The 25,053-nt window shown below is 71.2% G+C and carries 21 protein-coding genes; 7 read left to right on the plus strand and 14 right to left on the minus strand.

Annotation, left to right across the window (positions count from 1 at the left end):
* Positions 1–262 (plus strand): hypothetical protein (locus tag ACH4TV_RS40140; RefSeq protein WP_398406293.1); only part of this gene is annotated, 262 nt, incomplete at its 5' end.
* A gap of 174 nt (positions 263–436) precedes the next feature.
* Here ACH4TV_RS40140 and ACH4TV_RS40145 read toward each other — a convergent pair.
* Entirely contained in the window at positions 437–1,444 is a 1,008-nt protein-coding gene (locus ACH4TV_RS40145; protein ID WP_398406294.1) for a stage II sporulation protein M, read from the minus strand.
* 130 nt (positions 1,445–1,574) lie between these two features.
* On the opposite strand from ACH4TV_RS40145, the gene ACH4TV_RS40150 reads away from it, so the two are divergent.
* A complete protein-coding gene (locus ACH4TV_RS40150; protein ID WP_398406295.1) occupies positions 1,575–2,555 on the plus strand; it encodes an RDD family protein in 981 nt (326 codons plus the stop codon).
* Here the strand turns inward: ACH4TV_RS40150 and ACH4TV_RS40155 are convergent.
* The 9 genes from ACH4TV_RS40155 to ACH4TV_RS40195 form a co-directional block, all read right to left on the minus strand.
* The gene (locus ACH4TV_RS40155) at positions 2,552–3,169 is read right to left on the minus strand and encodes a hypothetical protein (protein WP_398406296.1); all 618 of its coding nucleotides are present in this window, start codon (positions 3,167–3,169) and stop codon (positions 2,552–2,554) included. The two genes, ACH4TV_RS40150 and ACH4TV_RS40155, sit on opposite strands and share 4 nt — an antisense overlap.
* Before the next feature lie 161 nt (positions 3,170–3,330).
* On the minus strand, positions 3,331–4,788 hold the full coding sequence (ahcY, locus tag ACH4TV_RS40160; protein WP_398406297.1) for an adenosylhomocysteinase: 1,458 nt from the start codon (positions 4,786–4,788) through the stop codon (positions 3,331–3,333).
* A gap of 317 nt (positions 4,789–5,105) precedes the next feature.
* Positions 5,106–6,083, minus strand: coding sequence for a cation diffusion facilitator family transporter (locus ACH4TV_RS40165; RefSeq protein WP_398406298.1), 978 nt, complete (start codon positions 6,081–6,083; stop codon positions 5,106–5,108).
* Between the two features lie 137 nt (positions 6,084–6,220).
* Positions 6,221–7,372: a mannose-6-phosphate isomerase, class I gene (gene manA / locus ACH4TV_RS40170; protein ID WP_398406299.1), complete on the minus strand. Its 1,152-nt coding sequence runs from the start codon at positions 7,370–7,372 to the stop codon at positions 6,221–6,223.
* A 75-nt stretch (positions 7,373–7,447) separates the two neighbouring features.
* Complete coding sequence (locus ACH4TV_RS40175) at positions 7,448–8,578, minus strand: SIS domain-containing protein (RefSeq protein WP_398406300.1); 1,131 nt, start codon at positions 8,576–8,578, stop codon at positions 7,448–7,450.
* A gap of 29 nt (positions 8,579–8,607) precedes the next feature.
* Entirely contained in the window at positions 8,608–8,778 is a 171-nt protein-coding gene (locus ACH4TV_RS40180; RefSeq protein WP_133928598.1) for a Trm112 family protein, read from the minus strand.
* A 315-nt stretch (positions 8,779–9,093) separates the two neighbouring features.
* Entirely contained in the window at positions 9,094–10,461 is a 1,368-nt protein-coding gene (locus ACH4TV_RS40185) for a phosphomannomutase/phosphoglucomutase (protein WP_398406301.1), read from the minus strand.
* A 150-nt stretch (positions 10,462–10,611) separates the two neighbouring features.
* Positions 10,612–12,228: an L-lactate permease gene (locus ACH4TV_RS40190; RefSeq protein WP_398406302.1), complete on the minus strand. Its 1,617-nt coding sequence runs from the start codon at positions 12,226–12,228 to the stop codon at positions 10,612–10,614.
* Between the two features lie 141 nt (positions 12,229–12,369).
* Positions 12,370–12,795, minus strand: a complete 426-nt coding sequence (locus ACH4TV_RS40195) for a DUF3499 domain-containing protein (protein WP_398406415.1) — start codon at positions 12,793–12,795, stop codon at positions 12,370–12,372.
* A gap of 274 nt (positions 12,796–13,069) precedes the next feature.
* On the opposite strand from ACH4TV_RS40195, the gene ACH4TV_RS40200 reads away from it, so the two are divergent.
* Positions 13,070–13,519 (plus strand): metallopeptidase family protein, encoded by a 450-nt coding sequence (locus ACH4TV_RS40200; protein WP_398406416.1) that lies wholly within the window; start codon positions 13,070–13,072, stop codon positions 13,517–13,519.
* A gap of 9 nt (positions 13,520–13,528) precedes the next feature.
* Here ACH4TV_RS40200 and ACH4TV_RS40205 read toward each other — a convergent pair whose 3' ends face one another.
* The 3 genes from ACH4TV_RS40205 to ACH4TV_RS40215 all read right to left on the minus strand — a co-directional run bounded on the left by ACH4TV_RS40205 (position 13,529) and on the right by ACH4TV_RS40215 (position 19,125).
* Entirely contained in the window at positions 13,529–15,016 is a 1,488-nt protein-coding gene (locus ACH4TV_RS40205; protein WP_398406303.1) for a DUF5719 family protein, read from the minus strand.
* Positions 15,013–18,687: a glycosyltransferase family 2 protein gene (locus ACH4TV_RS40210; protein ID WP_398406304.1), complete on the minus strand. Its 3,675-nt coding sequence runs from the start codon at positions 18,685–18,687 to the stop codon at positions 15,013–15,015. Before ACH4TV_RS40210 ends, ACH4TV_RS40205 begins: the two co-directional genes overlap by 4 nt.
* 174 nt (positions 18,688–18,861) lie before the next feature.
* Positions 18,862–19,125: a WhiB family transcriptional regulator gene (locus tag ACH4TV_RS40215; protein WP_010034659.1), complete on the minus strand. Its 264-nt coding sequence runs from the start codon at positions 19,123–19,125 to the stop codon at positions 18,862–18,864.
* Positions 19,126–19,811: 686 nt separating this feature from the next.
* Here ACH4TV_RS40215 and ACH4TV_RS40220 point away from each other — a divergent pair.
* The 4 genes from ACH4TV_RS40220 (at position 19,812) to ACH4TV_RS40235 (ending at position 23,791) form a co-directional block, all read left to right on the plus strand.
* Positions 19,812–20,312 carry a cysteine dioxygenase gene (locus ACH4TV_RS40220; RefSeq protein ID WP_398406305.1) on the plus strand — a complete coding sequence of 167 codons (501 nt, stop codon included), beginning with the start codon at positions 19,812–19,814 and terminating at the stop codon, positions 20,310–20,312.
* A 59-nt stretch (positions 20,313–20,371) separates the two neighbouring features.
* Positions 20,372–21,331 carry a 2-phospho-L-lactate transferase gene (gene cofD / locus ACH4TV_RS40225; RefSeq protein ID WP_398406306.1) on the plus strand — a complete coding sequence of 320 codons (960 nt, stop codon included), beginning with the start codon at positions 20,372–20,374 and terminating at the stop codon, positions 21,329–21,331.
* The gene (locus ACH4TV_RS40230) at positions 21,328–22,689 is read left to right on the plus strand and encodes a coenzyme F420-0:L-glutamate ligase (protein WP_398406307.1); all 1,362 of its coding nucleotides are present in this window, start codon (positions 21,328–21,330) and stop codon (positions 22,687–22,689) included. Before cofD ends, ACH4TV_RS40230 begins: the two co-directional genes overlap by 4 nt.
* A 115-nt stretch (positions 22,690–22,804) precedes the next feature.
* Positions 22,805–23,791 carry a DNA-3-methyladenine glycosylase family protein gene (locus ACH4TV_RS40235; RefSeq protein WP_398406308.1) on the plus strand — a complete coding sequence of 329 codons (987 nt, stop codon included), beginning with the start codon at positions 22,805–22,807 and terminating at the stop codon, positions 23,789–23,791.
* A 175-nt stretch (positions 23,792–23,966) separates the two neighbouring features.
* Here the strand turns inward: ACH4TV_RS40235 and ACH4TV_RS40240 are convergent, their stop codons facing one another.
* Complete coding sequence (locus ACH4TV_RS40240) at positions 23,967–25,049, minus strand: sugar phosphate nucleotidyltransferase (protein WP_398406309.1); 1,083 nt, start codon at positions 25,047–25,049, stop codon at positions 23,967–23,969.
* Positions 25,050–25,053 lie beyond the last annotated feature (4 nt).

Raw genomic sequence — 25,053 nt, forward strand, 5'->3', positions numbered from 1 at the left:
CACGCTGTTGAGTTCTCAAGGAACGGACGCTTCCTTCGTACTCACCCGAGACAATCTCTCAGGCTTTCCTCCGGGCAGTTTCCCTTCGGTCTTGCGTTTCCAACCTTACCAGACTGTTTTCCGTTCCGTTTCCGGTCAGGATTTTGATCCAGTAGCCGTTGAAGGGGCTTTGCCTATTCGGTTGCCTTCCGGCTCCCTTTCGGCGAGTCCGACTTTATCAGAAGTTTTTGGCCGGACTAACCAGCCGTTCATTCCTGAGTAATCGGAAGATGGCCCTCAAGAATCAAAGTTCTCGAGAAACCCATAGATTTTCACTGTCGCCACCGAACCTGTCCGGCTCCAGGCAACTGCTCTAATCTACCTCCCCACCAGCTCCGTGTCAACGGCTCTTGTGGGGCGAGGAGGAGACTAGCAGCCCGGTCGGCGTGTCCGCACATCAGGCAGCCGTGGGTACAGCGGCGCTGCGCTCGATCTCCTCAAGGTCACCCGTCTCGCCGACCCGTGCCGCCCGACCGCCGAGGACATAGACGTACGCCAGGAAGGCCAGTTCGGCGACGACCCCGATCGTGATGCGGGCCCATGTGGGCAGGCCGGACGGGGTGACGAAGCCTTCTATGGCGCCCGAGACGAAGAGGACCAGGGCCAGGCCTATCGCCATTCCCAGGGCCGCTCGTCCCTCTTCGGCGAGCGCTGTGCGGCGGGAGCGTGGGCCCGGGTCGATGACGGTCCAGCCGAGACGCAGACCCGTACCGGCCGCTACGAAGACAGCGGTCAGTTCCAGCAGGCCGTGCGGCAGGATCAGGCCGAGGAAGGTGTCGAGTCGGCCCGCCGAGGACATCAGGCCGAGGCCGACTCCCACGTTGAGCATGTTCTGGAAGAGGATCCAGATGACCGGAAGGCAGAGGAAGACTCCCAGGACCAGGCACATCGCGGCGGCCTGGGCGTTGTTCGTCCACACCTGAGCGGCGAAGGAGGCGGCGGGATGACTGGAGTAGTACGTCTCGTATTCGCCGCCGGGGCGAGTGAGGGCGCGCAGTTCGTCGGGGGCCGCTATGGAGGACTGCACTTCGGGGTGCGTGCCTATCCACCACCCCAGGAGGACCGCCACCGCCGTGGAGATGAGCGCAGTGGGGACCCACCAGTGGCGCGATCGGTAGACCGCCGCGGGGAAACCGTGGGTGAGGAAACGGGTCACGTCGCGCCAGGAGGCGCGGCGGGTTCCTGTCACGGCACTGCGCGCGCGTGCCACCAGTTGGCTGAGCCGGCCGGTCAGCTGCGGGTCCGGGGCGCTCGACTGGATCAGGGAGAGGTGGGTGGCGGTGCGTTGGTAGAGGGCCACGAGTTCGTCCGCCTCGGCTCCGGTGAGGCGCCGCTGGCGGCGCAGCAGTGCGTCCAGGCGGTCCCACTCGGCGCGGTGGGCGGAGACGAAGACGTCGAGGTCCATCGTTTTTCCTGCTCCTCGGCTGTTCGTCGACTGCACGTCGTGGGTGTCGGCTTGTCGTACTGCGGCGCGATGCGCCTTCAGCTTGGCAGACTGGACGTTCCGGGGGCAGGTCAGGGGAAGGACGGCAGGCGTGAGTGAGCTGGTTACGGGTGAGGCGGTGGCGTTGGAACTACGCCCCGCGAAACTGCCCAGCAGGGCGCTGGCCGTCTTGCTCGACCTTGTCGTGGTTGTGGCGGTCTACACCGCCGTCACGATTGTTCTGGTCATATCCACGGCTTCTCTGGACGAGGCGGCGCAGGTCGCCCTGTCCATCGCCGCGTTCATTCTGGTGCTGGTGGGCGCTCCGATCGCGGTGGAGACACTCAGCCATGGGCGCTCGCTCGGCAAGATGGCGTGCGGTCTGCGGGTCGTACGGGATGACGGCGGGCCGATCCGTTTCCGGCATGCGCTGGTGCGGGGTGCGGTCGGTGTGGTCGAGATTCTGATGACGCTCGGGGTCGTGGCCTGCATCGCCTCGCTCGTTTCGGCGCGGGGGCGGCGGCTCGGTGATGTCTTCGCGGGCACGCTCGTCGTACGGGAGCGAGTGCCCGTCGGCCAGACCGCCTTTGTTCCTCCGCCGCCGCCCTGGTTGTCCGGACGGTTCGCGGAGCTCGATCTGTCGGCCGTTCCCGACGGTTTGTGGCTGGCCGTACGTCAGTATCTGACGCGGATGCGGCAGCTGGATCCGCAGGTGGGCTGGGCGATGGCCGAGCGGCTCGCTTCGGACGTGGCGGCGTGTACAGGGACTGCGGCGCCGCAGGGTGTGCCACCGGCGGCCTATCTGGCGGCTGTGGTGCAGGAACGGCAGGTACGGGAGGCTCGGCGGGCGTTCGGGGGCGGGGCGGTGTCCAGAGGGCCCGGGATGCCTGGTGGGCCTGGTTCGTTCGGGGCTCCGGCGGCGCGGCCGTCGGTTGCCGTTCCCTATCCGGTGGGCACCGCTCCGCAGCCGGCGGGTGGGGGTTCGGTCGGTACCCCGGCACCGGCCGCGGTCACCGAAGCGGCGCCTGTCACTCGGCCTCCGGGCGAGACCGGCGACCGTCGGCCCTCCAGCGGGTTCGCGCCGCCCGCCTAGTCGGCGAACGCCGACGGTGGGGACTCGAGGTGTTCCAGCTCGATGCCCGGTGCGGCGAGGACCACGTCGCCGGCGATGTGCACGGCGTGCTGTTCGCCCGTGTCCAGGGCTGTGACCTGGTATTCGTCCACGGTCAGGGGGCCGTTGTCAGTGGCGTGTGCTTCTCTCTTCACCAAGGCCCAGGACTGGTCCACGGTGCGCGGGGCGAGGACCGGGTCCGTGAGGGCGACGAGGCGTACGCGGGTCGCGGAGGAGGAAGGGGTGAGGCGCAGGAGGCGGGTCGTGGCCACCAGGAACGCGGGGGATGTACCGGTGAAGGCGTGGGCGGGCACGTTGCCTTCGGTGGCGTGAGTGCCGGTGGGGTCGGTACGGACCCAGGTGACGCCGTCGAGTGCGGCACCACGGACCTGCCAGCTCGCCGCGTGGAGTTCCAGGCGGATGGGGCGGCCCAGGTCGTCGAGGGTGAGGTCGACGGAGCCGCTGTGGTCGCCCGACGGGGTGGTCAGCTGGGAGACGTAGCGCCAGCCGGAGGGGCCGGGGGCGCAGTGGAAGTGCTCTTCTGCGAGGGGGGTGTGATCGTGCGGATCGTGGAGCGAATATCGGCCGCGGGGCATGGGGGTCCTGGTTGTTTCGGGCTGTTCCTTGAGTCTGTGAGTTCTTGAGCCTCGGCAAAGGGCAGGCCCCCGGCACGGGGGTGCGGGGGCCTGCCTCGGAGGACCTGCTGGTGGTGAGCGCGTCAGTGCACGGACGCGCTCACCACTGGTGGGGTGCGGACTCAGTAGCGGTAGTGGTCCGACTTGTACGGGCCCTCGACCTCTACACCGATGTACGAGGCCTGCTCGGGGCGCAGCGTCGTCAGCTTCACGCCGAGCGCGTCGAGGTGGAGGCGGGCGACCTTCTCGTCGAGGTGCTTGGGCAGCACGTAGACGTCGGTCGGGTACTCGTCGGGCTTGGTGAACAGCTCGATCTGGGCCAGGGTCTGGTCCGCGAAGGAGTTGGACATCACGAACGACGGGTGACCGGTGGCGTTGCCCAGGTTCAGCAGGCGGCCCTCCGACAGCACGATGAGAACCTTGCCGTCGGGGAACTTCCAGGTGTGGACCTGCGGCTTGACCTCGTCCTTGACGATGCCCGGGATCTTCGCCAGGCCGGCCATGTCGATCTCGTTGTCGAAGTGGCCGATGTTGCCGACGATCGCCTGGTGCTTCATCTTGGCCATGTCGCCGGCCATGATGATGTCCTTGTTGCCGGTCGTGGTGATGAAGATGTCGGCCTTGTCGACGACGTCGTCGAGGGTCGCGACCTGGTAGCCGTCCATCGCCGCCTGCAGCGCGCAGATCGGGTCGATCTCGGTGATGATCACGCGGGCGCCCTGGCCGCGCAGGGACTCCGCGCAGCCCTTGCCCACGTCCCCGTAGCCGAAGACGACCGCGGTCTTGCCGCCGATGAGGACGTCGGTGGCGCGGTTGATGCCGTCGATCAGGGAGTGGCGGCAGCCGTACTTGTTGTCGAACTTCGACTTGGTGACGGCGTCGTTCACGTTGATCGCCGGGAACAGGAGGGCGCCGTCGCGCTGCATCTCGTACAGGCGGTGGACGCCGGTCGTGGTCTCCTCGGTCACGCCGCGGATCTCCGAGGCGAGCTGGGTCCACTTCTGCGAGCCGTCGGTGATGGTGCGGGTCAGGACCTCGAGGACGACGCGGTGCTCGTCGGACTCGGCGGTGTCGAGGGAGGGGACCTTGCCGGCCTTCTCGTACTCGACGCCCTTGTGGACGAGCATGGTGGCGTCGCCGCCGTCGTCCAGGATCATGTTCGGGCCGCCGGTGGGGGTGTTCGGCCAGGTCAGGGCCTGCTCCGTGCACCACCAGTACTCTTCCAGGGTCTCGCCCTTCCAGGCGAAGACCGGGATGCCCTGCGGGTTCTCGGGCGTACCGTTCGGGCCTACCGCGATGGCGGCGGCCGCGTGGTCCTGGGTGGAGAAGATGTTGCAGGACACCCAGCGGACCTCGGCGCCCAGGGCGACCAGGGTCTCGATCAGGACGGCGGTCTGCACGGTCATGTGCAGCGAGCCCATGATGCGGGCACCGGCCAGCGGCTGGGTGGCGGCGAACTCCCTGCGGATCGACATCAGGCCGGGCATCTCGTGCTCGGCGAGGGTGATCTCCTTGCGGCCGAACTCGGCCAGGGAGAGGTCTGCGACCTTGAAGTCCTGTCGGGCGTCGACAGTCGTCATTACGGGCTGCTCCTCAAGGTTGGGGCGAGGTGGGTACGGCTGGTCTGCGCGACGGCGGACACAGGGGTGCCCGAAGAGGGCACAGGCATGCCCGGATACGCGCAGCGCAGTCCGTCGGAGGCCCTCTCTCCCTCGGCCGGTCCCGGTGGGACCGCCCGACCGCCATCAGCAGCGACGTCTGGCTCCGTCCCAAGCTACACCTGTCGGCCCGGCCGTCCCCAGTCCGCCTACGAACACATCAGGACAGATCAAGACTCGTCGAGGCGTCACACAGACGTGTGGGGACGCACAGCACGGCTGCGGGAGTTGCCGGGAACTCAGTGGGCGGCGGGGTGACTCGGGCCACCGGGGGCTGCTTCCTGGTCGGGGCCCTTGGCGGCTTCCGCCTCGCTGTAGATGTCCGGTTCCAGGTAGACGACGCGGGCGATCGGGACGGCGGCGCGGATGCGGGACTCGGCGGCGTTGATCGCGGCGGCCACCTCGGCGGCGGTGTCGTCGTGCTGGACGGCGATCTTGGCGGCGACCAGGAGTTCCTCGGGGCCGAGGTGCAGCGTGCGCATGTGGATGATGCCGGTGACCGTGTCACCGTCGACGATCGCCTTCTCGATCTTGACGACCTCCTCCACGCCGGCGGCCTCGCCCAGCAGCAGGGACTTGGTCTCGACGGCCAGGATCAGGGCGATCAGGATGAGCAGGATGCCGATGCAGAGGGTGCCGATGCCGTCCCAGACGCCGTCGCCGGTGGCGAGGGCGAGGCTGACGCCGCCGAGGGCCAGGATCAGGCCGACGAGCGCGCCGAGGTCTTCCAGGAGGACGACGGGGAGTTCGGGGGCCTTGGCGTGGCGGACGAAGTCCTTCCAGGACTGCTCGCCGCGCAGGGGGTTGGACTCCTTGATGGCCGTACGGAAGGAGAAGGTCTCGGCGATGATCGCGAAGACGAGGACGCCCACCGGCCAGTACCAGTGCTCGATCTCGTGCGGGTGCTGGATCTTCTCGTAGCCCTCGTAGATCGCGAACATGCCGCCGACCGAGAAGAGCACGATGGAGACGAGGAAGGCGTAGATGTACCGCTCGCGGCCGTAGCCGAAGGGGTGTTGCGGGGTCGCCTCGCGTTTGGCCTTCTTGCCGCCGAGGAGGAGCAGGCCCTGGTTGCCGGAGTCGGCGAGTGAGTGCACGGACTCTGCGAGCATCGACGACGAGCCGCTGAAGAGGAACGCCACGAACTTCGCTACCGCGATCGCGAGGTTGGCGGCGAGTGCCGCCACGATCGCCTTGGTGCCGCCTGACGCGCTCATGTGTTCGCGTTGTCCCTTCAGTACGTACGCTGCCCGGGCTTTGCCCGCCCTTTGCCGGTGGGCCATTGTTGCAGTCCCCTCCGACAACGACACGCCAGGTTGCCGAACAGGCCCGGGCTACCAGCCCTCACGTGGTGTCAGACGACGACTGTCGCCCGGAAGACCGTGCCGGGGCCGGACACTTCGGCCTTCTCGTTCGCCGGTACGAAGACCGACTGGCCGGGGGCCAGTTCGAGCTCTCCGGTACGGACCGAGCCGGCCGTGCAGAGCAGGATCTGCGGGGTCGGGAGGGTGAGGTCGCGGGCGGGCGTGCCCTCCGGGATGACGTACCGGGAGAGGCGGAACTCGTCGATGGGGGTCTCGTAGATCTCCTCGCCGTCGGGGGACGCCTCCGGGCGCAGTACGCCGGGGTCGCTCGCCTCGAAGCGGACGATGCGCAGGAGTTCGGGAACGTCGACGTGCTTGGGGGTCAGACCGCAGCGCAGGACGTTGTCGGAGTTGGCCATGATCTCGACGCCGAGGCCGTTGAGGTAGGCGTGCGGGATGCCGGCGCCGAGGAACAGGGCCTCGCCGGGCTGGAGTCGGACGTGGTTGAGGAGCATCGCGGCGATGACGCCGGGGTCGCCGGGGTAGTGGTGGGCGATGTCCGCGTACGGGGCGTAGTCGCCGCCGAGGCGGGCACAGGCGGTCGCGGCCTCGGTGACCGTGCGGGCCATGTCCTCACGGTCGGCGCCGAGTACGGCCGTCAGGACCTCGCGCAGCGCCGCCTCCTCGGGGTGGGCGCGCAGCAGGTCGACGTACGGCTTGAGGGAGTCGACGTCCAGGCCCGCGAGGAGGTCGGCCACCTGTGACGGGTCGCGGAAACCGCACAGACCGTCGAACTCGGTGAGGGCGCAGATCAGTTCGGGCTTGTGGTTGGCGTCCTTGTAGTTGCGGTGCCCGGCGCCGATCGGGATCCCGCGGTTCTCCTCGTCGGCGTAACCCTCCTTCGCCTGGGCGAGGTTGGGGTGCACCTGGAGGGAGAGGGGGGCACCGGCCGCGAGGATCTTGAGGAGGAAGGGCAGGCGGGGGCCGAACTTGGCGACGGCCGCCGTGCCGAGTTCGCCCTGCGGGTCCGCGTCGATGACCTCGACGAGCGTGCCGCGCCCGGTGCGCGAGGGGGCGCCCGGGTGGGCGCCCATCCACATCTCCGCCTGCGGTTCGCCGGTCGGCTCGGTGCCGAGGAGCGCCGGGATGGCGGTGGTGGAACCCCAGGCGTAGGGGCGGATGGTGTTGTCGAGGCGGTCCATACCGGTCTTTCTGCGTGCAGATCAAGAGCAGGTCAAGAAGGGGGTGGTTCAGCTTCGGAGGGGCGTGTACGTGGTTCAGGTGCCGGCTGTCAGTGCCAGGTATACGGCGGCGAAGTCCGTGGTGGCGATCAGTTCCGCCAGGGTCTCCAGTTCGGCGCCGTCCTCCGGTTCGAGTTCGCTGATCGCCGTGTCGTGGCCGAGGGCGAGTTCGCGGGCGGACGGCGCGGCGCTGAGGCCGCCGGCCGGGCGGTCGCGGAGCAGCACCACGCGCGCGTGCAGTGCGGGCGCCTCGGTCACGCGGTCGCGGAAGAAGTCGTCGGGGTCGGCGCCCGCGGCGAGCCGGCTCGCGAGCAGGGCACCGTGCGCGGCGAGCGCCTCGGGGAGCTCGGCGGCGAGCGCGGGACGGCCGGCCAGTTCGGCGAGGGCGGCGGCGAAACGGCGGCCCGCGGGCCCGGCCGAGGTGCCCTCCGTCCAGATCACCGGGAGCGTGTCCGCGAGTTCGGCGGCGAGGGTCTTGGCCGGATTGCTGTACGTCGCGATGGCCGGGCCACACCGTTCGGCGATGTGGTCGAGGCGGTCGGCGACCTTCTCCAGGGCGTCCGGCGGGGCGGTGAGCAGGCCGGTGCGGTCGAGGAGGGCGAGCAGCGGGGTGAGCAGGGCCCACAGGACGCCGGGGGCGGATGCGGCGAGCGGCTGGTCCTGCTCGTACGGGGCGGTCGCCATCCGGATGAACAGGCCATGGGCGGCGCCCTGCACCGTCTCCGCGAGCGGGGTGCCGGCGGGCGCGACGGCGACGACCGTGCAGCCTCGGCGGTAGGCCTGCTCGGCGAGCAGGGACAGGCCCGGCTCGGTGCCGTCGGGGGTGGCGATGAGGAGCAGGTCGACGGAGCCTGCCCAGCCGGGCAGCTCCCAGCGCAGCGCGCCTGCCGCGGGGGCGACGCCGGTGGGGGCCAGGCGGGTGACCGGGCTGGTCGCGCCGGCGAGGGTGCCGAGCAGGTCGGCGACGCAGGTCGCGGCGGCGCCGGGGCCGGCGATCAGGACGGCGCGGGGGCGGCCGTCCGGTTTCAGGTTGTTGATGCCCGCCTCGGCCGCGTGCCGCGCGGCGGTGCGGACGCGGGCGCCTGCTTCGGCGGCGCCGCGGAGTAGGCCGCGGCGGTCTGCTTCCGCCAACGCCTCGGGGGCGTCGAGCAGCGATTCGTCGAGCATGGGTGGCACCTCCGATCGCCGGGTCGGCCTTACGCGGGGCGGCGGGCCTCGTCGACGAGCAGTACGGGGATTCCGTCCCGGACGGGGTACGCCAGGCCGCAGTCCTGGCCGGTGCAGATCAGCTCGGTCTCCTGCTCCTTGAGGGGAGCGTGGCAGGCCGGGCAGGCGAGGATCTCCAGGAGGCCGGCTTCGAGCGGCATGTGGTGTCCCTTCGGGGTGCGCTGGTGTGGCCTGGTCAGGGTACCGCCGTGGGGGGCGGGGTGCCGGGGTGGGCGTGGGTGGGGTGAGGGTGGTTTCGCCCCCGCCGCCCTTACCCGTCCCATCCCTTCCTGGGGGCTGTGCCCCCAGACCCCACCTTCGCGCCGAAAGCGCTTGTCCTCAAACGCCGGACGGGCTGGATGGTGCCGGCCTGCGCTTGAGGGGTACCGCCTGGGCTGGATAAGCGGCGGGGCCGGGTGGGTGGGAAAGAAGCTGGAGGTATCCGGCCTCGGCTGGGATCGTGCAGCCCGGCAGGGTCAGGCTCGGATGATGGACAGGACCTCGTCCCGTAGCTTCGCCATCGTGCTCTCGTCGCGCGCTTCCGCGTTCAGGCGCAGCAGGGGTTCCGTGTTGGACGGGCGGACGTTGAACCACCAGTCCGTCGCGGAGACCGTCAGGCCGTCGAGCTCGTCGAGTTCGACGCCCTCGCGGCCCTCGTACTCCGCCCTGATCGCGGCCAGACGGGCTCTCTGGTCGTCCACCGTGGAGTTGATCTCGCCGGAGCCCGCGTACCGGTCGTACTGGGCCACCAGAGCCGACAGGGCGCCGTCCTGGCCGCCGAGCGCGGCGAGGACGTGCAGGGCGGCCAGCATGCCCGTGTCCGCGTTCCAGAAGTCCTTGAAGTAGTAGTGCGCGGAGTGCTCGCCGCCGAAGATCGCGCCCGTGCGTGCCATCTCCGCCTTGATGAAGGAGTGGCCCACGCGGGTGCGGACCGGTGTGCCGCCCTGCTCGCGGACGACTTCCGGGACCGACCAGGAGGTGATCAGGTTGTGGATGACCGTCCCGGAGCCGCCGTGGCGGGCCAGTTCGCGGGAGGCCACCAGGGCCGTGATCGCCGACGGTGAGACCGGGTCGCCGTTCTCGTCGACCACGAAACAGCGGTCCGCGTCGCCGTCGAAGGCGATGCCCAGGTCGGCGTTCTCCTCGCGGGCACGCTTCTGGAGGTCCACGAGGTTGGCCGGGTCGAGCGGGTTGGCCTCGTGGTTCGGGAACGTGCCGTCCAGCTCGAAGTACATGGGGACAAGGGTCAGCGGCAGGCCGGCGAAGACCGTCGGGACCGTGTGGCCGCCCATGCCGTTGCCCGCGTCGACGACGACCTTCAGGGGACGGATGGACGTCAGGTCGACGAGCGAGCGAAGGTGCGCCGCGTAGTCCTCCAACGTGTCACGCTGCGTGATCGTTCCCGGTGTCACGGGCTCCGGCTCCGGGGCGCCCGAGTCCAGCCAGGACTCGACCAGTTCACGGATCTCCGTCAGGCCCGTGTCCTGGCCGACCGGTGCCGCGCCCGCCCGGCACAGCTTGATGCCGTTGTACTGGGCCGGGTTGTGCGAGGCGGTGAACATGGCGCCCGGCAGGTCGAACGCACCCGACGCGTAGTAGAGCTGGTCCGTGGAGCACAGCCCGATCTCGGTCACGTCGACGCCGCGTGCGGCCGCCCCGCGCGCGAAGGCCCGCGACAGGCCGGGCGACGAGGGCCGCATGTCGTGTCCGATCACGATCGCGTCCGCCCCGGTCACCTGGACGAAGGCAGCGCCGAACAGTTCCGCCAGCGGCTCGTCCCACTGGTCCGGGACCACCCCGCGTACGTCGTACGCCTTCACGAGCTGCGACAGATCTGCAGACACGGCGAACCTCCTGAAAGTCCTATCGGTCGACACAAAGTACCCGCCCGCACTGACAGCACGTCGCGCGGAAGCCCGTACCCGCATCAGGACTTCGGGCCGCCACCCCCTCCGGACACGGGCGCCGTCTTCTCCCCCGTCACGCTCGCGCCCTCAGGGCAGCATCCAGCCCAGCACCACCGTGCTCTGCCCCACCACGATCAGGCACATCACCAGCAGGAGCCCCACGCTCCAGGGCAGCACCTTCCGCAGCAGGTCCCCCTCCCGGCCCGCGAGCCCGACGGCCGCGCACGCGATGGTCAGGTTCTGCGGCGAGATCATCTTCCCTAGGACACCGCCCGAGCTGTTCGCGGCGGCGAGCAGTTCCGGGGACAGTCCGGACTCGCGTGCCGCCGTCACCTGGAGGGCGCCGAAGAGCGCGTTCGCGGAGGTGTCCGAGCCCGAGACGGCGACGCCGAACCACCCGAGTACCGGTGACAGGAAGGCGAGTCCGGCGCCCGCCGCCGCCACGAAGTGGCCGATGGTGGCCGCCTGTCCGGACAGGTTCATGACGTACGCCAGAGCCAGTACCGAGGTCACGGTGAGGATCGCGAACCGCAGTTCATATACGGTCGCCGCCCATTCCTTGACCGCCACGCGCGCGTGGACCCCGATCACCACCGCCGTGCACACTCCGGCGAGCAGCACGAGCGTGCCGCCCGTCGAGACGATCGGCCAGGTGTAGACGTTGCCGCCGACCGCTTCGCCCTCCGGATCCACGACGTTCAGGAAGGGCCAGTCGTACGTCCGGGTCGCTCCGGCCAGCCAGTCCTTGACCGGGGGGATCTGCGCCACGGAGAAGATCGCGACGATCAGGGCGTACGGGGCGTAGGCGCGCAGTACTTCGGGGCGCGGGTCCTCCTCGTCGAGGTCCTCGCTGCGGACGCCGGTCAGGACGGCGACGCGTACGGGTTCGGCGGCCGGCCTGCGCGCCTGGGGTACGGCCATCAGGGCGCCCGCTCCGGCCAAGGCGGCGCCGATGTCGGCGAGTTGCGCGGAGACGTAGTTGGCGGCGGCGAACTGGGCCACGGCGAAGGCGAATCCGCAGGCGAGGGCGGGCACCCAGGTCTCGCGCAGCCCACGGCGGCCGTCGACGAGCCAGACGAGCACCAGGGGGACGACGAGAGCGAGCAGCGGGGTCTGGCGGCCGACCACGGAGGCCACGGAGTCCAGTGGCAGGCCGGTGACTTGAGCGAGTGTCACGACCGGTGTGCCCATCGCGCCGAAGGCAACGGGCGCCGTGTTGGCGACGAGCGCGACGACCGCCGCGCGCACCGGTTCGAAGCCGAGCGCGACGAGCATCACCGAGCAGATCGCGACCGGCGCGCCGAAGCCGGCGAGCGCCTCCAGGAGGGCGCCGAAGCAGAAGGCGACGACGAGGGCCTGGATGCGCGGGTCGTCGGACAGACGCCCGAAGGAGCGCCGCAGGATGTCGAAGTGGCGGGTGCGGACGGTCATCCGGTACACCCACAGGGCGTTGACGACGATCCACAGGATCGGGAAGAGGCCGAACACGGCCCCCTGCGCGGCACTGGAGAGCGTCTGGTCCACCGGCATGCCGTACGCGAGGCAGGCGACCAGGGCGGCGGCCAGGAGGCCGATCAGGCCCGCCCGGTGGGCCTTCATGCGGACGCCGCCCAGCAGGACCAGGACGATGACGAGGGGCAGGGTCGCCACGAGGGCGGACAGGCCGAGCGAGCCGGCGACGGGTTCCAGTTCCTGGACGTACACGGGCGCCTCCCCGGATTCCGCGATGCGGAAAGCGATTTCTCACGGGTGACGGAATGGTCGTGTCCGCAACAACCTCACGTCAATGCGCGTGCACCACTCAATGAAATCGCCGTACGGAGCCCGATCCCCTTGCGGGCGGGCTCAGTTGTCCGGTGAGCGCAGTACCCGCAGGTGCCCGCGGCGCGGTGCGACCTCGCGCGGGTCCGCCGTGCGTGCCCCGCCGCCGGCCTCGGCCGCCCGCCCCTGCGGACGGGCCGCCTCGCGGACCGCGTTGGCAAGCGCTTCCAGGTCGTCTCCACTGGGCCGCGCGGGAGCGGAGGAGTCCAGGAGCCGGACGACCTCCCAGCCGCGCGGCGCGGTGAGGCGCTCGGAGTGCTCGGCGCACAGGTCGTAGCAGTGGGGTTCGGCGTAGGTGGCGAGCGGGCCGAGGACCGCGGTCGAGTCGGCGTAGACGTACGTCAGCGTCGCGACGGCGGGACGGCCGCAAGCGGTGCGCGAACAGCGACGTACAGGGCTCACGACGTTGGACGGTACCGCACTCTTGAACGGGCTGCGACGACTCCCCACCAGGTCACCCACCCGTGTCGTGGTGTGAAACCGCCCACACATGTTTTCCGGGACACCTCGTTGACCTGGGGCGACATCGGGTCACGAGATACCGAACAGCCCCGATTCTGATCATCAATTGACATAAAGCGCGTCAATCGCCATCAGATCAACCCTCCGGCAGGGGTGCGAAATCGAGCCCGACCTTGGCTGAAACGATCACCTTCGGGATGCCCTACGGGCGCAGCGTGCCCGGCACCCGTGCGGTGGTCGCGGGGACTACTCTTCGTCAGTGATGGACAACCCCGTACCGCCCCGCGCCGCAGGCCCCGGCCCCCGCCGCCGTGATCGCCACGGTCGTGGCATGCGCGGCCCCGTGGCGCCGCCGCAGGTTCCGCTCTCCGCGAGCCGCGCCGAGGCGTTCGCGGATCTGGTGCAGGACTCGGTGGAGCGGCTGGAGCGGCGGTGGCCGCAGCTCTCGGACATCGACTTCCTCGTCCTCGACGTGCCGCAGCTCGAAGGCCCGCCCGAGGCGTGGGCCGACGAGACGGTCCCCCTCGGGGGCACGATTTCCGCCCGCGAGGGTCACCCCGCGCGCGTGGTGGTCTATCGCCGCCCGGTCGAGATCCGCACCAAGGGCCGCGACGAACGCGCGGCCCTGGTCCACGAGGTCGTCGTCGAGCAGGTCGCCGAGCTGCTGGGGCTCACCCCGGAGACGGTGGATCCGCGGTACGGCGAGGACTGACACCTCGGATCACTTCTGGAGGACCGACAGGTCCTGCTCCGCGTCCGGTACAGCGACCGTCCCCCGGTCGTCCGGGAGCGTCTGGATCGTGAACGCGGAGAGACCGCCCGCCGGGGCCACCAGGGTCCTGGACGCGTAGACGGCTCCCCCGGAGACATGCTCGACCGTCAGCGCGTACGTGCCCTTCAGGCCGGCCGGGACGGGGAGTTCGACGTCCTGGGTGGTGCCGCCCTTGATCGTGTACGTCTTCGTCGCCGCCGTACCGCCCTCGCTGCCCGCGGACGCCGTGACCTTGACCTGGGCGGCGCGGCCCGGGGCGGTCAGGGAGAGCGTGGTGCCCTTGGCGGCGTTGTCGGCGACCGTCGCGCGCGCGGTGACCGGGCCCGTGGCCGGGATGAACGCGGTTTCCTGATTGGCGCCCTTGCCGCGTACGACCTTCAGGGCGGCGACGACCGGCACCGAGGTGTCGGTCGGGGTGAGCACCAGGGAGCCCGCCTCGCCGCGGGTGAGGTCGCCGAGGTCGACGGCCGCGGTCATGCCCGCCTTGATGTGCAGCGTCTCGTTCCCTGCCGGGGTGATCAGGCCGGTCGGGGAGGCGAGGCGGACCTTCAGGTCGGCGTCGCTGTCGCTGGGCGTGAAGGCGATCAGGCGTACGGCGGTGGCGTCCTTGGGGATGCCCGGCAGGACCAGGCTGCCGGCCGGTTCGGTGGACGCGGTCAGCCAGTCGCCGCCGCTCTTGGCGTCCAGTGCCTGGACGGCCGCGCCGACCCGGCCGCTGCGCACGTTCACGTGCACGGTGAGGTCGGCCTGCGGTTCGTCGGTGAGCGTGGACAGCAGGATCGGCTCGCTGCCGTGGGCCGGGACCGTGATGCCCTCGCCCACCTCGGACTTGAGGTTGCCGTCCTTGCCGTACAGCTCGACGTCGACGACCGCGGCGGAGTCGTCCGGGTTGATCAGGTGCACGTAGTCCGTGCGGTCGGGGGCGGTGCTGGCGCCCGGGAACCAGAACTCGGTGTCCGGGACGGTGCAGTTGATGCCCAGCAGGCCGCGTCCGTTGCCCGCGGCGACCTGGGTGGTCTCCTGTACGGCCCAGCCCGGCGCGAACCTGCCCTCGGCGGTGCCGACGAGCGCGGGCGCGTCACCGCCGGAGACGTCCCCGGTGACCGGCTTGCCGGGCTCCTTGGGTGTGAGGACGGGCTTGGCCGCCTTCACCTTGCCCTTCGCGCCGGCAGCCGACTCCGTGGTGGCGGCGGCCAGTTCGGCCTTGCCGTCACTCCCGGTGCCCTCGGTGACGGGCGTGAAGGACGTGTACGACGTCTCCGCGAGGTCGGAGGTGCTGGGAGCCGGGCAGAGCAGGCTCGTGCGCTGTACGGGCTGCTGGGCGGCTGCCTCGGCGGTGCCCGCGCCGGCCGCGTCCGGTGTGCTCAGGGCGGCGAACCCGGTGACGGCGGCGAGCGCGGCCGTGCCGGCGATCAGGGAGATGGTGGTGCGGTTCACTGCTGGCTCCCGTCGGGGCGCTCACCCTGCGGGTGGGGCTGTGGTGGCTGCGCCGGGTCGTACGCCGTCGGGTCGTAGCCCTGGGTGTACGTCTGGTCGTACGCCGTCGTCTGGGGCGAGCCGCCGTACGCGTACGGGTCGTACTGGCCGTTCTGGTACGGGTCCCCCTGGTACGCCGGGTCGTAGGTGCCCGCCGGGTACTGCTGGGCGTTCTGGTACTGGTCGGCGCCGTAGCCGTCGTACTGGGTGCCGGCGTAGGCGGCGGTGTTCCATTCGTCGCCGTACGGCTGCTGCTGCGGGACCGCGGCCGGGCTCTCCTCCGAAGGAGGAGAGGTGGTGTCCGACGGGAACTCGCCCGGCTGGTCGGCCTGTTCGTCCTGGTCGGCCTCCGCCTGGGCGCGCAGGCGGCGGGCGCGGCGGCCCTCGCCGGTGGTGGCCTGGGCGGGGATCTCGCGCTCTTCTTCGGGGAGGTCGTCGTCGACGTCCCGGCGCCGGCCCGGCAGCGCCATGACGACAAGGACGAGGGCGAGGGCGCCCTGGGTCCACAGCCAGGCCGTGTGACCGATCGGGGTGTCGAAGGTGACGTCCAGTTTGCCTCCGGAGGAGGGAAGTTCGAAGCCCTGGGCCCAGCCGTCGAGGGTGGTGGGGGTGAGGGGCTTGCCGTCGAGGGTGGCCGTCCAGGCCTCGTCGGCGGAGTCGGCGAGGCGCAGGACGCGGCTGCCGGAGCCGGCGGGGACCGTGGTGTGGATCTCGACGGGACCGGCGGCGACGGCTACCGGTTCGCCGGAGCCGGACGCCGGGACGACGGCGGCGCGCGAGACCTGCCGGTCGACGCGCCACAGCGCGCCGCCATCCTGCTGGCTGAGCCTGCTCAGGCCGGGCGTCGCGTCCAGGACGCGGCTGACCTGGCGGGGCGCGCCCTTGTGGACGAGGACGTAGCGCACAGCGAAGCCGCCGAGTTCGTCGGCCTGGTCGGCGCCGGAGCCCGCGACGAGGTTGGCGACGACCTTGTCGAGCGCGGCGTTCTCGCCGGCCTGCGCCGCCAGCTCGCCGTCGCCTAGGCGGGCGCCGGAGCCGCGGACCAGGGTGTAGCCGACGCGGGAGGTGGAGTCACTGGCGAGGACCAGGGTGCGGGCCTGGTCGCGGGTACCGCTCTCCTCGGCGACGAACGCGGGCACCTGCACGGGGTCGCGTCGCTCCAGAGGGCCGTCCGCGCCGCGGATCATCCAGCCGGCGGCGACGAGCAGCGGGCCCGCTGCGGCGGCGAACGCGATCAGCGCGGCGACCGGCTGGCGCCAGCCGAAGCTCTGCTCGGCCACGCGCGAGCGTGCCCCGTCGGCGCCCAGCGCGGCGGCGGCCAGGAGGGCGAGGCCGTAGACGAGGGTGGCGGGTCCGGCCCAGGCCGAGCTGTTCGAGAGGACCGCGAAGACGAGCGCCACCAGGGCGACCGCCCAGGCGGTCCAGATCCCGAACTGGCGCTCCGAACGCAGCAGGGCGGCCAGCGCGGCCAGCACGACGCCGATCAGCATCAGCCCGCTGACCGTGCCGGGGCCGCCCGGGCTGGCGCCGAGGAGGTCGAGGGCGGTGGCGGAGCCGGAGCCGTACTCCAGACCGGCTTCCTGGAAGAAGCCGAACGGGAGCAGGGACAGCGACCAGGGGGCGAGGACCAGCATGGGCACGCCGAGCTGGGCCAGGAAGCGGAGGCCGTAGGCGGTGATCTCACCTCGTCGTACGGCGAGGAGCGCGACGCCGAGCAGCAGGGCGATGGGCCACACGATCGGCGTGAACGCGGTGGTGATCGTCAGCAGCAGGGCGTACGCCCAGGTGGCGCGCCAGCTGCCGCGCGCTCCCGAGGCATGCGTCAGGCCGCTCGCCGCGACGCCCGCGCGGGCCGCCAGCGGCAGCAGGACGGCGAGTACGGCGGTGCCGAGCCGACCGCCCGCCAGGGCACCCGCGGCGGCGGGCAGGAAGGCGTAGACGACGGCCGCCCACGCGCGCAGGAGCCGTGATTCGACGAGCGGTCGGGAGGCGAAGTAGGCGGTGAAGCCGGCCAGCGGCACCGAGGCGATCAGCAGGAGGGTGACCGCGAGGCCCGTCGAGCCGAACAGGGTGGAGGCGAGCATCGCGACGAGCGCCAGATACGGCGGCGCCGACGAGGTGTCGCCCGCGCCCACCGGATGCCAGGCGTCCAGATAGCGCGCCCAGAGTTCGGCGGAGTCGGCCGGGGCGGGCAGCAGCGCGCCGCCCGCGAGAGCCCCGCCGCCGAGCAGTTCGCGGCAGGCGACGAGCGAGACGAGCAGGAGTGCGACGAAGAGCACCGGGCCGGGTTTGCGGGCGATGCGCTTGAGGCGGACGAACTGCTCGACCTCCAGGAAGTCGGCGTCGTCCCCGCCGGGCCCCGACTCGACGGCCCCGCCGTGCCGTCCGGCACCGGAGGTGACCTCGGGGTCGGAGCGGCCGCCGAACTCGGCGGCGGCCTGTTCGATGGTGGCCCGCACGGTCGCGCCGGGTGGCGGGAACAGTGCGCGCAGCTCACCCTTGTCGATCTGGGACACGCCTCTGCGGCGGCGCCCGGCGATGATCCGCTCGGGGCGCAGCAAGGTTCCCAGAAGCCCGCGGATCTCGTCGACGGCCTGTCCGGGCGCCTTGCCGACCAGATACGCCACCGTGCGCAGCAGCGTGCCGAGAACCACGCGCAGCAGCACCCAGGGCAGCTGTGCCGTACGGCTGTTGACGAGCAGGGTGTAGACGGCGCCGGCCTTGTCGACCTTGTGCGGGGACGCGGAGGTGCGGCCCACGCAGTCGACGGTGCGGCGCTCGCGGGAGGATGCCTCGGCATGCCGTACGACCGCCTCGGGGGCGACGAGGACGCGGTGGCCGGCGGCGGTGGCACGCCAGCACAGGTCGACGTCGTCGCGCATCAGGGGCAGCCGGCGGTCGAAGCCGCCGAGTTCGTCGAAGATGTCGCGCCGTACGAGCATGCCCGCGGTGGACACGGACAGCACCGGGCGGACGTGGTCGTGCTGGCCCTGGTCCTGCTCACGGCGGTCCAGGCCGGTCCAGCGGCGGCCGGAGTTGGCGATGGTCACGCCGACTTCGAGGAGCTGCCTGCGGTCGTACCAGCCGCGCAGTTTGGGGCCGATGACCGCGATGTCGTCCCCGCGGCCCAGCTCGTGCTCGTGCTCCACGACCCGCAGCAGCTGGGCCAGGGCGTCCGGGTCGGGGGCGCAGTCGTCGTGCAGCAGCCACAGCCATTGGACCGGCTCCCCGTGGGGAAGCTCCGGCATGTCGTACGCGTCGTCGCGCCAGCTGCGGGTGACGGGGTCCCAGCCGCTGGGGCGCTTCAGGTACGTCAGCTCATCCGGGGTGAGGACCGGCGCGGTGCGGTTGGCCTCCTCGACGGCCTGGCCGAAGCCGGTACGGCGGGCGAGGTGCAGTACGCGGTCGGCGCCGAGGGCGTCGGTGAGCAGCTGGGCGGACTCGTCCGCGCTGCCGGTGTCGGCCGCCGTGACGTGCTGGACCGGGCGCTCCTGGCCGAGCAGCCCGGCGAGCACCTCGGGCAGCCAGCGGGCGCCGTCGTGGGAGACGAGCACCGCGGTCACCACGTGACGCGGGAACTCGGGCGTGGCGGCAGTGCCGTGGTCGGCTGCGGTATGGCTGTGCACGGACATCGAGGTACGGGCCCCGGTTCGGTGGACTGTGGTGGACGCCTGTGCCCTGTGTGAGCGGCGGGGCGTCTCGGACGAGCAGCCACACTATCGGCTGGGCAACGCGGCGGCCCGCCGCCTGTGGACAAGCCACCCGCGACGGGCCGTTCGTTACCTGCGAACCGGGTGCCGTACGCCTCAGACGGCGGCCTTCTTCAGCCGGCGGCGTTCGCGTTCGGACAGGCCGCCCCAGATACCGAAGCGTTCGTCGTTGGCGAGGGCGTACTCAAGACACTCGGAGCGGACCTCGCAGGCGAGGCAGACCTTCTTGGCCTCGCGGGTCGATCCGCCCTTCTCGGGAAAGAAGGACTCGGGGTCGGTCTGGGCGCACAGCGCGCGCTCCTGCCAGCCGAGTTCCTCGTCCGCGTCGTCGACCAGCAGTTGCTGCACCGTCTCGGTCATGTGCGCCCCTCGTCTGTCTTTCGCGTCCCCGTGAGGTTGCCGTTGCCCGATATCGGCCGAACGACACGAGTGAAATTACAAGTGTGCTGCTCCGGGCGAGTCAAGCCGAGATCTGCTATTGGGCCTCTTATTCACTCTGCGGAACCAAGGCCATGCGGAAAGTGTTCAAATCGGCATATACCTTGACAGACAAAGGAGGCCCGGGAGGACGACCGTCCCCGCACAGAGCCTGTACAGGTGAGGACGCCCAGGAGTTCGATCTCGTTCCGTCGGGATCGCAGTGAGGTCTGTGCGCCCGGTTGTGCGCCATGTGTCCCGGTGGGCACACGAACAAACCTTTCGCCTCGGAGGTGAACCGGATGGGGTGAAACATGTCCCACATACTGGGTGTCGAGTTGACAGTGAAGGTGTGAGCCGGTGTCCTTGTGGGCATGCTCGCGAACTTGGCACTCACCCCGACCCGCCCCGCGCGGTCCCTCGGTGCTGCCCGTGCTCGCTGTAGCTGTTGTTGCTGTCCCAGCTGTTGAGCCCAACGCGCTCCGGCTGCCTTTGAGTCCACCGCGACTCGGCTGCTGTTCCCCCCCGGCCCACACCAGGGCGACGCCTTTCCCGCCCGTGACCCGGGCGGACGGTACGCGACATCCAGCCAGCCCCCACACTTCTCCCGCCGAGGACCTCCGCACCCCATGAACAGCGACAGCGACCTTCAGATCGCCGGCGACATCCTCGAAGTACCGCACCTCCTCCAGGCCCCGCGCGAGCACCCGGCCACCGTCGCCGACTTCGTCGGCCTGGCCCGCACCATCGCCGCCGACCGCTCCCAGTGGGAGCACCTCGTCCAGTACGACGCCACGTCCCGCTGGTACCACCGGCTGCGCACCGGTCCCGGCTACGAGGTGTGGCTGCTGTCCTGGGTGCCCGGGCAGGGCAGCGGGCTGCACGACCACGGCCGTTCGTCGGGCGTCCTGACGGTCCTGGACGGACTGCTGACCGAGCGGACGGAGCGGGGCACGCGCGCGTTGCGGGCGGGCGCACAGCGCGTCTTCGCTCCGGGGTACGTCCACGAGGTGGTCAACGACGCCCTCGAACCGGCCGTGAGCCTGCACGTCTACTACCCGGGTCTGACCGAGATGCCGATGCACGCGGCGCGCTGCGCGCCGTCGGCCGCCGTGACCGTGACCGGCTGAGACCAGGGTCTCGCGACCGGGCCGATGCGTTGTCGTACCCGCCTGCAAGACTTGCCCTCATGCGCATTGTGGTTCTGGCAGGCGGCATCGGCGGTGCCCGGTTCCTGCGCGGTCTTCAGCAGGCCGTGCCGGACGCGGACATCACCGTCATCGGCAACACCGGGGACGACATCCACCTCTTCGGGCTGAAGGTCTGCCCCGACCTCGACACGGTGATGTACACCCTCGGCGGCGGCATCAACGAGGAGCAGGGCTGGGGGCGGGCCGACGAGACCTTCCAGGTGAAGGGGGAGCTCGCGGCGTACGGCGTCGGGCCGGAGTGGTTCGGGCTCGGCGACCGGGACTTCGCCACGCACATCGTGCGGACGCAGATGCTCGGCGCGGGCTTTCCGCTGAGCGCCGTCACGGAGGCGCTGTGCGACCGGTGGAAGCCCGGGGTGCGGCTCATCCCGATGTCCGACGACCGGGTGGAGACCCATGTCGCCGTCGAGGTGGACGGCGAGCGCAAGGCCGTCCACTTCCAGGAGTACTGGGTGCGGCTGCGGGCCTCCGTCCCGGCCGAGGCCATCGTGCCGGTCGGTGCGGAGCAGGCGAAGCCGGCGCCGGGTGTCCTGGAGGCGATCGCCGACGCCGACGTGATCCTCTTCCCGCCGTCCAACCCGGTCGTGTCCATCGGCACGATCCTGGCCGTGCCCGGCATCCGCGAGGCGATCGCCGAGGCCGGGGTGCCCGTGGTGGGCCTCTCCCCCATCGTCGGGGGCGCGCCCGTGCGCGGGATGGCCGACAAGGTGCTCGCGGCGGTCGGCGTGGAGGCCACGGCCGCGGCGGTCGCCGAGCACTACGGCTCGGGGCTGCTGGACGGCTGGCTCGTCGACACGGTCGACGCGGGCACGGTGGAGCGGGTGGAGACGGCCGGCATCCGCTGTCGCGCCGTACCGCTGATGATGACGGACGTGGAAGCGTCGGCGCGGATGGCGCGTGAGGCGCTCGCGCTGGCCGAGGAGGTGCGGGGCGCTTGAGCGGCGGACTTTCCGGAGCGGGTGGCGGGGGCGGGGATCCGACCCCTGAGGGTGCCACCGAGCAGGCCGGGTACCGGGTCTGGGCGGTGGACGGGCTGCCCGAGGTCCGGCCCGGGGACGATCTCGCGAAGCTCATCGCCGCCGCCGAGCCCGGGCTGCTCGACGGGGACGTGCTGCTCGTCACCTCGAAGATCGTGTCCAAGGCCGAGGGGCGGATCGTCGAGGCGGCGGACCGGGAGGCCGCCATCGACGCCGAGACCGTGCGGGTCGTCGCCCGGCGCGGGCCGCTGCGGATCGTCGAGAACCGGCAGGGGCTGGTGATGGCCGCGGCCGGGGTCGACGCCTCCAACACACCTTCCGGGACCGTGCTGTTGCTGCCCGAGGACCCCGACGCGTCCGCGCGGGCCGTCCGGGACGGGCTGAGAGACGCCCTTGGCGTCAACATCGGGGTCGTCGTGACCGACACCTTCGGGCGACCCTGGCGCACGGGGCTCACCGACGTGGCGATCGGCGCCGCGGGCGTGCACGTACTCGACGATCTGCGCGGGGGCACGGACGCGCACGGCAATCCGCTCTCCGCGACCGTCGTGGCGACCGCCGACGAGCTGGCCGCCGCCGGGGATCTGGTCAAGGGCAAGGCATCGGGGCTGCCCGTCGCGGTCGTGCGCGGGCTGCCCCAGGTGGTGGCCGAGGGCGACGGCGAGGGGGCGCGGGCCATGGTGCGCGACTCCCGCGACGACATGTTCCGGCTCGGCACCTCCGAGGCCGTACGGGAGGCGGTGACCCAGCGGCGTACGGTGCGGGCGTTCACGGATGAGCCCGTCGACCCCGGTGCGGTACGGCGGGCCGTCGCCGCGGCCGTGACCGCGCCCGCCCCTCATCACACGACGCCCTGGCGCTTCGTACTGCTGGAGTCGCAGCGGTCGCGGACCGAGCTGCTCGATGCGATGCGGGATGCGTGGATCGCCGATCTGCGGCGGGACGGGAAGAGCGAGGAGTCCGTCGAGAAGCGGGTGCGGCGGGGTGATGTGCTGCGGGCGGCGCCGTATCTCGTGGTGCCCTGTCTGGTGATGGACGGGTCGCACACGTACGGGGACGCGCGGCGGGACGGGGCCGAGCGGGAGATGTTCGTGGTCGCGACCGGGGCCGGGGTGCAGAACTTCCTCGTCGCGCTCGCCGGGGAGCGGCTCGGGTCGGCGTGGGTGTCGTCGACGATGTTCTGCCGGGGGGTCGTGCGGAAGGTGCTGGGGCTGCCGGCGGGCTGGGATCCGATGGGTGCGGTCGCGGTCGGGCATCCCGCGGAGGCGCCTCGCCCTCGGGTGGATCGGGATGCGGGGGCGTTCATCGAGGTGCGGTGAGCAGCTTGGTGGGGTGGAAGAGCTGAGTGGCGGGGGCGGCTGTTCCTTGTGTGCTTTTCTGTTCAGCGGGTGCCCTTTGTCCATCCAGTTGTCCATCCAGCGCTAGGAGCGGTTCGTGGCAGGACGGTTCGCTCCTCGGCCTTCCCGGCCTACGCGTACGACGGTGCGCGGTGGGCATGTCGTCGTGCCGGGGCGGACGCGGACGTGGGTGCCCGGTGTGCCGCTCGACGTCGGGCTGGTTCTGGGGCCGTTGCGGCGAGGGCCGGGCGACCCCACGTTCCGGGCGGCGCCGGACGGATCCGTGTGGCGGGCCAGCCGTACGCCTGCCGGGCCCGGGACGCTGCGGGTCGCGTTGCGGGACGGGGTGGTCCAAGGGGAGGCCTGGGGGCAGGGGGCCGAGTGGTTGCTGGAGCAGTTGCCCGAGTTGCTGGGGGCGGCCGACGATCCGGAGGTGTTCGCGCCCCGGCACCGGGTTGTCGCGCTGGCACGGCATCGGCGGCCGGGGTTGCGGCTGACGCGGACCGGGCTGGTCATGGAGTCGCTGATTCCGTCCGTGCTGGAGCAGAAGGTCACGACCGTCGAGGCTTACCGGGCTTGGCGGTTGCTCGTACGGAAGTTCGGGGAGCCTGCGCCGGGGCCCGCGAGCCTGGCCCCAGGGTTGTTCGTGGTGCCCGCGGCTCGGGACTGGGCGCTGATTCCGTCCTGGGAGTGGCATCGGGCCGGCGTCGACAACAAGCGGGCGTCGACGATTCTGCGGGCGGTTCGGGTCGCGGGGCGGCTGGAGGAGGCCGTGGGGATGGATGCGGAGCGGGCTCGGGCGCGGTTGGAAGTGGTTGTGGGGGTGGGGCCGTGGACGTCGGCGGAGGTTGTGCAGCGGAGTCATGGGGCGGCGGATGCGGTGACTGTGGGGGATCTGCATCTGCCGGGGATCGTCGGGTTCGCGCTGGCCGGGGACCGGGACGCGGATGATGACGTGATGTTGTCGTTGCTGGAGCCGTATGCGGGGCAGCGGCATCGGGCGGCTCGGTTGATTCTGCTGAGTGGGCGGGTGCCTGCGAGGCGGGGGCCTCGGATGCCTGTGGGGGATATCGGGCGGCTGTGAGTTCGGGGCGGGGGTGGTTTTTCGCCCCCGCCGCCCCTACCCGTCCCATCCCGTTCCTGGGGGCTGCGCCCCCAGACCCCCGCTTGTCGGCCTGAACGGCCTCGTCCTCAAACGCCGGACGGGCTGGAGATGCCGGTCGGAGTGGGGGTGCCGGTCGGCGTTGAAAAGTGGGTGCCTACTGGTCCGACGAGAAGCGGAGTGCTCCCGCTGGGATTCTTGCGTCGCACCAGACCCGTACGCCCTCCCTCAGTTCGTTGTCGGCGCCGATGATCGCGCCGTCGCCGATGACCGTGCCCGTCAGGATCGAGCGTTCGCCTACGCGGGCCCTCGTGCCGATCAGGGAGTTGGTGATGACCGCACCCGGTTCGACCACCGCGCCCGCCAGGATCGTGCTGCCCGAGACGCGTGCGCCCTCCGCCACGAACGCGCCCTCGCCCACCACCGTGCCGCCGGTCAGTTTGGCGTCGGGGGCCACTCTGGCCGAGGGGAGGATCAGCCGGTCCCCGCAGCGGCCGGGGACGGCCGGAGACGGGGCCCGGCCCAGGACCAGGTCCGCCGAGCCGCGGACAAAGGCGGCCGGCGTGCCCAGGTCCAGCCAGTACGTCGAGTCCACCAGACCCTGGAGATGTGCGCCCACAGCCAGGAGATCAGGAAACGTTTCTCTTTCCACCGAGACCGGGCGGCCCGCGGGGATCGTGTCGATGACCGAGCGACGGAAGACGTATGCCCCCGCGTTGATCTGGTCGGTGACGATCTCCTCCGGGGTCTGCGGCTTCTCCAGGAACGCTGTCACCCTGCCCGTCTCGTCCGTCGGGACCAGGCCGTAGGCCCGTGGGTCCGTCACGCGGGTCAGGTGGAGGGAGACGTCCGCCGACGTCGACTCGTGGGTGCGGACCAGGGCTCTGATGTCCAGGCCCGTCAGGATGTCGCCGTTGAAGACCAGGACAGGGTCGTCCGGGCCCGAGTGCAGACGCGAGGCCACGTTGCGGATGGCTCCGCCCGTGCCGAGAGGCTCGTCCTCGGTGACGTACTCGAGGTGGAGGCCGAGCGACGAGCCGTCGCCGAAGTGCGGTTCGAAGACCTCGGCCAGGTAGGAGGTCGCCAGGATGATGTGCTCCACCCCCGCCGCTCTCGCTCTCGCCAACTGGTGTGTGAGGAACGGGACCCCGGCCGCCGGGACCATCGGCTTCGGGGTGTGCACGGTGAGCGGACGCAGTCGGGTGCCCTTGCCGCCGACCAGGAGGATCGCTTCTGTCACCTGT

Origin of the sequence: Streptomyces sp. NPDC020898, from assembly GCF_044333925.1 — a bacterium.
GTDB lineage: Bacteria > Actinomycetota > Actinomycetes > Streptomycetales > Streptomycetaceae > Streptomyces.

What these genes read in the sequence shown, in the direction of transcription:
- ACH4TV_RS40145 (WP_398406294.1), bottom strand. Translation starts at nt 1,444, where the DNA reads ATGGACCTCGACGTCTTCGTCTCCGCCCACCGCGCCGAGTGGGACCGC.
- ACH4TV_RS40155 (WP_398406296.1), bottom strand. Translation starts at nt 3,169, where the DNA reads ATGCCCCGCGGCCGATATTCGCTCCACGATCCGCACGATCACACCCCC.
- ahcY (WP_398406297.1), bottom strand. Translation starts at nt 4,788, where the DNA reads ATGACGACTGTCGACGCCCGACAGGACTTCAAGGTCGCAGACCTCTCC.
- ACH4TV_RS40165 (WP_398406298.1), bottom strand. Translation starts at nt 6,083, where the DNA reads ATGAGCGCGTCAGGCGGCACCAAGGCGATCGTGGCGGCACTCGCCGCC.
- manA (WP_398406299.1), bottom strand. Translation starts at nt 7,372, where the DNA reads ATGGACCGCCTCGACAACACCATCCGCCCCTACGCCTGGGGTTCCACC.
- ACH4TV_RS40175 (WP_398406300.1), bottom strand. Translation starts at nt 8,578, where the DNA reads ATGCTCGACGAATCGCTGCTCGACGCCCCCGAGGCGTTGGCGGAAGCA.
- ACH4TV_RS40180 (WP_133928598.1), bottom strand. Translation starts at nt 8,778, where the DNA reads ATGCCGCTCGAAGCCGGCCTCCTGGAGATCCTCGCCTGCCCGGCCTGC.
- ACH4TV_RS40200 (WP_398406416.1), top strand. Translation starts at nt 13,070, where the DNA reads ATGGACAACCCCGTACCGCCCCGCGCCGCAGGCCCCGGCCCCCGCCGC.
- ACH4TV_RS40210 (WP_398406304.1), bottom strand. Translation starts at nt 18,687, where the DNA reads ATGTCCGTGCACAGCCATACCGCAGCCGACCACGGCACTGCCGCCACG.
- ACH4TV_RS40215 (WP_010034659.1), bottom strand. Translation starts at nt 19,125, where the DNA reads ATGACCGAGACGGTGCAGCAACTGCTGGTCGACGACGCGGACGAGGAA.
- ACH4TV_RS40220 (WP_398406305.1), top strand. Translation starts at nt 19,812, where the DNA reads ATGAACAGCGACAGCGACCTTCAGATCGCCGGCGACATCCTCGAAGTA.
- cofD (WP_398406306.1), top strand. Translation starts at nt 20,372, where the DNA reads ATGCGCATTGTGGTTCTGGCAGGCGGCATCGGCGGTGCCCGGTTCCTG.